Origin of the sequence: Paracoccus sp. Z118, from assembly GCF_019061185.1 — a bacterium.
Lineage (GTDB): Bacteria > Pseudomonadota > Alphaproteobacteria > Rhodobacterales > Rhodobacteraceae > Paracoccus.
In genome coordinates this window covers 1-333 of record NZ_JAHQZU010000153.1, presented here as the reverse complement: position 1 = coordinate 333, position 333 = coordinate 1, and the positions used below count along the sequence as shown (strand labels likewise).

The following is a 333-nucleotide window of genomic DNA, read 5'->3' as shown; positions in this document are numbered from 1 at the left end:
CCAATGCGCGCCGCCGTCCGGTGTATCTGTTCTTCGGGATGCGTCATGCGGACAGCGACTTCCTCTATTGCGAGGAACTGGCGGACTGGCAGGGGACGGGGCGTCTGACTTCACTCGTCACCGCCAACTCGCGCGGCGAGCACCCGCATTACGTGCAGGACGCGCTGCGCAACGAGGCCGCCGGGGTCGCTCGGCTGGTCCGTGATGGCGCTCGGGTGATGGTCTGCGGCGGGCGCGGAATGGCCGCGGGCGTCAGCGCTGCGCTGGCCGATATCCTCCTTCCTGCGGGGCTGACGCCCGCGCTGCTGAAAGCCGAGGGGCGCTATGTCGAAG

General features: G+C 69.1%; 1 pseudogene. It reads left to right on the top strand.

What is annotated here, in order from left to right:
• Positions 1 to 333 (top strand): annotated as a pseudogene (locus KTN05_RS17960) (N-acetylglucosamine transferase); the annotation flags it as partial.